At 67.5% G+C, this 5,966-nt stretch carries 7 protein-coding genes; 4 read left to right on the top strand and 3 right to left on the bottom strand.

Annotation, left to right across the window (positions count from 1 at the left end; all coding sequences use genetic code 11):
* From AC1DYI_RS24370 to AC1DYI_RS24360, 3 genes are all read right to left on the bottom strand, one after another.
* A partial coding sequence (locus tag AC1DYI_RS24370; RefSeq protein ID WP_477206720.1) for a glycoside hydrolase family 30 protein occupies positions 1-723 on the bottom strand: 723 nt, incomplete at its 3' end.
* 130 nt (positions 724-853) lie between these two features.
* Positions 854-1,711: a DUF2189 domain-containing protein gene (locus AC1DYI_RS24365; protein ID WP_477206719.1), complete on the bottom strand. Its 858-nt coding sequence runs from the start codon at positions 1,709-1,711 to the stop codon at positions 854-856.
* Positions 1,712-1,786: 75 nt separating this feature from the next.
* Entirely contained in the window at positions 1,787-2,506 is a 720-nt protein-coding gene (locus AC1DYI_RS24360; protein ID WP_477206718.1) for a hypothetical protein, read from the bottom strand.
* 162 nt (positions 2,507-2,668) lie between these two features.
* On the opposite strand from AC1DYI_RS24360, the gene AC1DYI_RS24355 reads away from it, so the two are divergent.
* The 4 genes from AC1DYI_RS24355 (at position 2,669) to AC1DYI_RS24340 (ending at position 5,658) form a co-directional block, all read left to right on the top strand.
* A complete protein-coding gene (locus tag AC1DYI_RS24355; RefSeq protein WP_477206717.1) occupies positions 2,669-3,148 on the top strand; it encodes a hemerythrin domain-containing protein in 480 nt (159 codons plus the stop codon).
* 79 nt (positions 3,149-3,227) lie between these two features.
* Positions 3,228-3,821 (top strand): hypothetical protein, encoded by a 594-nt coding sequence (locus AC1DYI_RS24350; RefSeq protein WP_477206716.1) that lies wholly within the window; start codon positions 3,228-3,230, stop codon positions 3,819-3,821.
* Positions 3,822-3,949: 128 nt separating this feature from the next.
* Entirely contained in the window at positions 3,950-4,708 is a 759-nt protein-coding gene (locus AC1DYI_RS24345) for a sulfurtransferase (protein WP_477206715.1), read from the top strand.
* The gene (locus AC1DYI_RS24340; protein WP_477206714.1) at positions 4,705-5,658 is read left to right on the top strand and encodes an alpha/beta fold hydrolase; all 954 of its coding nucleotides are present in this window, start codon (positions 4,705-4,707) and stop codon (positions 5,656-5,658) included. Before AC1DYI_RS24345 ends, AC1DYI_RS24340 begins: the two co-directional genes overlap by 4 nt.
* The last annotated feature ends 308 nt before the right edge of the window (positions 5,659-5,966 follow it).

Here is a 5,966-nt window from a genome sequence, read left to right as displayed (position 1 = left end):
GTTCTGCACGGTGATGCCCCAGACGGGAATGCCTTCTTTCTCGTACGCGCGGATGAACTTGGTGAAGTACAGCGCCCAGGCGCCTGCGTACTGCGGCAACAGCTTGCCGCCTTGCAGCATGTTGCCGTTGTCCTTCATCCAGGCCGGTGCGCTCCACGGGCTGGCAAAGGTGGTGACCGAGCCGCCACCAGCGGCGGCCGTCTTCAAAGCGCGTTGCAGCAGCGGGATGCGGTAGCGCCGGTCCGGTGCCACGTCGAATGAGGCGAGGGCGACGTCGCCATCCTTCACATAGGTGTAGCTGGCGCTGCTGAAGTCGGAGCTGTGGATGGTCGTGCGCAGCAGCGAGTAGCCCAGGCCCTGAGCCGGGTCGAAGTAGGCCCGCAACAGCTCTTCCTGCTTCGCCGGCGAGAGCTTGGCGAAGACCTCGGCCGAGGCGTCGGTGACAGCGGCGCCGATGCCCAGCAGCGACTGGAAGCGCAGGGCGGGGTTGACGAAGATCGACACGTCGCCCTCGGGCGGCTGGGCGCCGGTGCCCGTCGACACGGTGGCGGTTAGCGCCAGGCGCTGGGGCGCGCCTTGGGCCGTGGTGTAGACCTGCAGCGTGCGGGGCGAGGCGGTGGGTGTGGGCATGGGTGAAACGGTGTCGGCCGCGCGCACCACGCCGGCCGCCAGCAGCCAGCAGGCGGACAAGGCAAGGGCCAGGGAGGTCGAGCGAGTGGTCATGGGCGATGAGCTCAGAGCGGTTGGCGGTGGACGGGCAAAACCCRCCGCGGCCACCGGAGCGCCCATTTTGACTCAAAATGGAACCGGTTCCGTTTTGAGCGTGCAGATCGCTGTCGATGGATCGACCGGCTCAGTCGGATGAGGTCGGCCCGGCGCTACCAACCGCCAGGCGGTAGGCGTGCCAGCTGGCATGACCGGCCACCGGCCCCAGCACCAGCAGGCCGGCGAAGCCCGGCAGCATCGCCAGCGCCACCATCAGCGTCAGCAGCGCGCCCCACAGCAGCATGACGCCGGGTTGCGTCAGCACCAGCCGCAGGCTGGTCAGGCCGGCGGTGATCCCGTCGGTCGACCGGTCCAGGATCATCGGCATCGACACCACGCTGATCGCGAAGATCAGCCCGGCGAAGACCACGCTGACCAGCAGGTAGGCCACGATGAAGTTCAGGTTGTCCGGCGCCAGCAGGGCCAGCACCGAGCCGCGGAAGTTGGGCATGCCATCGAAGCTCAGCGCAAAGACCACCAGCGACGAACGGGCCCAGAGCATTTCCAGCACCAGCAGCACGAAACCGAAGATGGCCAACGTGCCGCTTTGCGATCGCCAGGCGAAGAGCGACGCCCGCAGCGACGGGCGCTCGCCGCGCTCCAGCGCCCGGCTGGCGTGGTACAGCCCGAGGCAAAGAAACGGGCCGACGAGCAGGAAGCCCGCCGACAGCACCAGCGTGTAGGCCGGGGCCCATTGAAAGATCAGCAGCTGCGCCCAGCCCATCAGCGCAAAGGCGGCACCGTAGAACAGGCCGATCACCGGCGCTCGGGTGAAGTCGCGCCAGCCCAGCGCGAGCCAGTGCCAAGGCGCTGACCAGGGCAGCAGGTTCAGCGGCGGCGTCAGGGCGACTGCGGTGTACGAGCTTTCAGCTGCGGGGGCGTTCGCCGGCGACCCGGCGATCTCGCTTGGCGCGGGCTCGTGGTCGTGGGGCAGTGGCGTGTCCATGCCGCGAGGCTAGGCCTCGCGGCAGTCGTCGTCCAGCGGGGCGCCACTAACCGGGCATCGTTCTTCTGAGCGGCGTCAAGCCAATGAACTGGCCAGGTCGCGCAAGGCCTGGTTCGGGTGATCGTCGATCTCGGCCCCGTGCGAGACGAGGATGCGTGACAGCGGATCGATCCGTGACCATGCCATCAGCTGGTCGCGCAACGCGGCCTTGTCGTCGACCATCATCATCTTGACCGGCGCCGGGATGTGGGGCTCGTCGCCAGCGAAGCCCATCAGCCGCAGGAACCAGCCGCCAAAGCCCTTGGCATCGCGGATGTTGCCGACGATGTCATTCAGCACCAGCGTCGTGCCCTGGCTGCCCTTGACCACCAACGCGGCCTCTTGGCCGTGGGTGCCCGGCACGGTCACGAACTGCACGTTCGGGTCGCCGAATTCAGGTGCCGTGGTGTCCACGCCAAGAATCTCTTCGACCTTCGCCCGGGCGCCTTCCGGTGCGACCACCTGCATCCCGGGGTAGCGGTCTTTCCAGATCTTGGCGTCCAGGCGGTGGTGGTCGTTCGGCACGACCAGGAAGGCGGGCGTGCCGAAGCGTTCCAGCGCCAGCATCTCGTCTTCATCGAGCGCGATGGCGCTGAAGATCACCAGCCGCCCGTCTGCCAAGCGGGCCACGGTCATGCGCCGGGGCAGGTCGGCGAGCGGCATGTGCAGATCACCGACCACGGTGAGCAGGTTGTCGTCGACCGAGGTCAGCTTGCCGTGCGGCAGAACCTTCCATTGCTGAAATGGCTGGGTCATGAGGGTCTCCTTGTGAGCAGTAACGCGTGGGGGCGGCATTTGTCATGCCGGCCCATCGCTGGCGTGACTGCACACCACGCCGCCTCAATGCACCAGTGCGTGGCACATGGTTTGCCATCCGATGCCGCAACCCTTCCCCTCAATTGACAAGCAGGTAACGCAATGGAACGCAAAAAATCGACCCCAGGCACCAACGGCAAAGTCGACGCCACCACGCTGCTGCGAGCCGATCACAAGTTGGTCAGCGAGCTGTTCGAGCAATTCGAAAAGAGCCGTTCGCCGGACAAGAAGAAAGTGCTGGTGGAAAAGATCTGCCAGGAGCTGACGATTCACGCGCAGGTTGAAGAAGAGATCTTCTACCCGGCGGTGAAGGCTGCGCTGAACGATTCCGAGCTGGTGCCGGAGGCACGCGTCGAGCACGAGACGCTGAAGACGCTGATCGCACAGCTCGAAGGCGTTCAGCCCGACGGCGAAGACTACGACGCGCGCGTCAAGGTGCTGTCCGAGTACGTGAAGCACCACGTCAAGGAAGAGCAGACCGAGATGTTTCCCAAGGCAAAAGCGTCGACCAAGCTCGACATGAAGGCCTTGGGCCAGGCGCTGCTCGCGCGCAAGGAAGAGCTCAAGGCCCAGTTCGCCTGAGCGCCTCGCGCTGACCCGTCTCGCACCGCAGCGCGATTGAAACGCAACCCCCTAGTCGACCACCCCTACGAGAGCAGTCATGAACACGTCGCAGTCCATCGCGCTGATACGCCACGCCGAGAAACCGACCGACAACGGCGTGCTGGTGGGGGTCGACGAATTGGGATGCGTCGACCGCAACGAGTTGTCGGTGCGCGGCTGGCAGCGCGCGGGCGCGCTGGCGCTGTTCTTCTGGGACAACCGGCGGGCCAAGGCCGACCACGAGCGGCCCCGCCACCTGTTCGCCCCTGCGCCGAGCACGGCTCACCCCAGTCGGCGCGGCATCAGCACGCTGTTGCCGCTGGCGGGGCACTGCGGGGTTGGCGTTGCCACGCCGTTCCCCGTCGGGGCGGAACGCGACCTCGCTCAGCATCTGAAGACCCTGGGCGGCTTTTCGGTGGTGGCCTGGGAGCACAAGCGCCTGCCGGCACTGGCGGCCGAGATCGCCGGAGCGGGGGTGGAACTGCCGACCCGCTGGCCGGACGACCGCTTCGACCTGGTCTGGCTGCTCGCTGCTGACGACAAGGGGCAATGGCGGTTCATGCAGTTGCCCCAGCTGCTGCTGGGCGGCGACGGCCCGACCGTTCTTGAGCTGGTGCCGGCGAAGGCGCCAGACCTGGCAGAGGCTGCGTAGCTTTCGTCTCGGCGCTGACCTCCGGCCGGCCAACCAGGCGCTGCGCAGGCCGTCGCAGGCCGAAAGTCATGGCCGACCGGGCGTCGCCTGGTCGCAGCGCCCCGTGGGCGGGCCCCTAGAATCCGCCGATGACGGCTGCCGTTCTCAATGTTTCTGCCTATCGCTTCGTGGCGCTCGATGCGCTCGAGGCACGGCGCCAACGCCTTTACGACGACGCGCTGGCCGCGGGCCTGAAGGGCACCGTGCTGCTGGCCGAAGAGGGCATCAACCTTTTCCTGGCGGGCTCCGAGGGCGCATTGCGCGATTGGCTGGCACGGCTGCGCGAAGATCTGCCCTTCGCCGGGCTGGACGCCAAGGAAAGCTGGAGTGAGACCCCGCCGTTCCAGCGCCTGAAGGTGAAGATCAAGCGCGAGATCATCCGCATGAACATGCCGGCTGTGCAGCCGGCGGCCGGCCGCGCGCCAGCGGTGTCGCCGGCCACGCTGGCGCGCTGGCTGGACGCCGGCCACGACGACGAAGGCCGGCCGGTGGTGATGCTGGACACCCGCAACGACTTCGAAGTCGACGCCGGGGCTTTCGACGGAGCGCTGGACTGGCGGCTGCACCGTTTTTCAGACTTTCCTGCCGCCTTGGCCGCACACCGCGAAGAGCTGGCCGGCAAGACGGTGGTCAGCTATTGCACCGGCGGCATCCGCTGCGAGAAAGCCGCGCTGGTGATGCAGGCCATGGGCATCGACCATGGTTACCAGCTGGAAGGCGGCATCCTTCGTTACTTCGAGCAGACCCAGGGCGCTCTGCACTGGCACGGCCGCTGTTTTGTCTTCGACGAGCGCGAAGAGCTGGCGACCGATCTGCACCCTGAAACCAACCACGAGATCACCGCATGAAGATGCTGCTCTGGCGCGCCTTCGGCGTGATGTTGATGTTGACCGCGCTGGCGGTGCCGCTGGCCCGTGCGCCCGACAGGCAGGTCGAGACGCTGGTGGCCCGCTGGGCGCCGGCGCCGTCGGACTTTGTCGAGGTCAAGGGCCAGATGGTCCACCTGCGCGACGAAGGCCCGCGTGACGACCACGCGCCGATCGTGCTGATCCACGGCACCTCGGCCAGCCTGCACACCTGGGAGGGCTGGGTCGCGGCGCTGAAGACGCAACGGCGCGTCATCAGCTTCGACCTGCCGGGCTTTGGCTTGACAGGCCCCTTCACCGGCGAATACGCCCGCGACGACTACCGCGGCGACACGCTGGCCCGTTTTACCCTCGACCTGCTGGACCAGTTGCACGTGCAGCGCGCGGTGCTGGCCGGCAACTCGCTGGGTGGCGAGGTGGCCTGGCGGGTGGCTTCGCTGGCGCCGGCGCGGGTGGACAAGCTGGTGCTGGTCGACTCGGCTGGCTACGACTTCGTGCCCGACGACATGCCCGTGGGTTTCCGCATCGCGCGGCTGCCGGTCGTCAGCGCCCTGAGCGAATGGTTCCTGCCGCGTGGCATGGTCGAGGCCAGCGTGCAGAACGTCTACGGCGAGCCGGCCAAGGTCACCTCGGAGCTGGTCGACCGCTACTTCGAGCTGACGCTGCGCGAGGGCAACCGCCACGCGCTGCGCCTGCGCATGCAGCAGCTGGACATGGGCCAGGACTCGCCGCGCATCGCGGCGCTGAAGCTGCCGACCCTGATCATCTGGGGCGGCCGCGACCACCTGATCCCGCCGCCCAACGGCCAGCGCTTCGCGCGCGACATCGGCGGCAGCCGGTTGGTGGTCTTTCCCGAGCTGGGCCATGTGCCCCACGAAGAAGACCCGGCCCGCACCGTGGCGGTGGTGAAGGACTTCCTGGGCCTGAAGTGAATGCGCTTGCAGGCCCCCTTCTTCAGGTGAACCCGGTTGTCGGCGCGCCGCGTCGAGCGCAGCATCGGCCCATGCACCGGAGGGAAGGCTTGCCGCAGAGTGAGCGTGGTTGCCAGGCCAAAGGGCCAGGCGCGGCAATGCGGCGAAGGATTCGCGCGTTGCTGGCCGGTGCCATCGCCTGGGCCACGCTCGGCTTGGCCGTGGCCAAAGGGCCGACGCCTGCACCTGCAGCGCCCTGTCCGGAGCGACCGTTGTCGGTGGCCTTCTACGAGTTCGGCGCGCTTTACAGCGGTGCCAGCCCAGAGAAC

This window comes from Ideonella sp. P3_A4, assembly GCF_056403075.1.
This window is presented reverse-complemented; position numbering and strand designations above follow the sequence as displayed.

Bases quoted from the DNA above. Each gene is read 5' to 3' on its own strand.
- AC1DYI_RS24350 (WP_477206716.1), top strand. From the start codon at position 3,228: ATGAACACGTCGCAGTCCATCGCGCTGATACGCCACGCCGAGAAACCG.
- AC1DYI_RS24365 (WP_477206719.1), bottom strand. From the start codon at position 1,711: ATGGACACGCCACTGCCCCACGACCACGAGCCCGCGCCAAGCGAGATC.
- AC1DYI_RS24340 (WP_477206714.1), top strand. From the start codon at position 4,705: ATGAAGATGCTGCTCTGGCGCGCCTTCGGCGTGATGTTGATGTTGACC.
- AC1DYI_RS24355 (WP_477206717.1), top strand. From the start codon at position 2,669: ATGGAACGCAAAAAATCGACCCCAGGCACCAACGGCAAAGTCGACGCC.
- AC1DYI_RS24360 (WP_477206718.1), bottom strand. From the start codon at position 2,506: ATGACCCAGCCATTTCAGCAATGGAAGGTTCTGCCGCACGGCAAGCTG.
- AC1DYI_RS24345 (WP_477206715.1), top strand. From the start codon at position 3,950: ATGACGGCTGCCGTTCTCAATGTTTCTGCCTATCGCTTCGTGGCGCTC.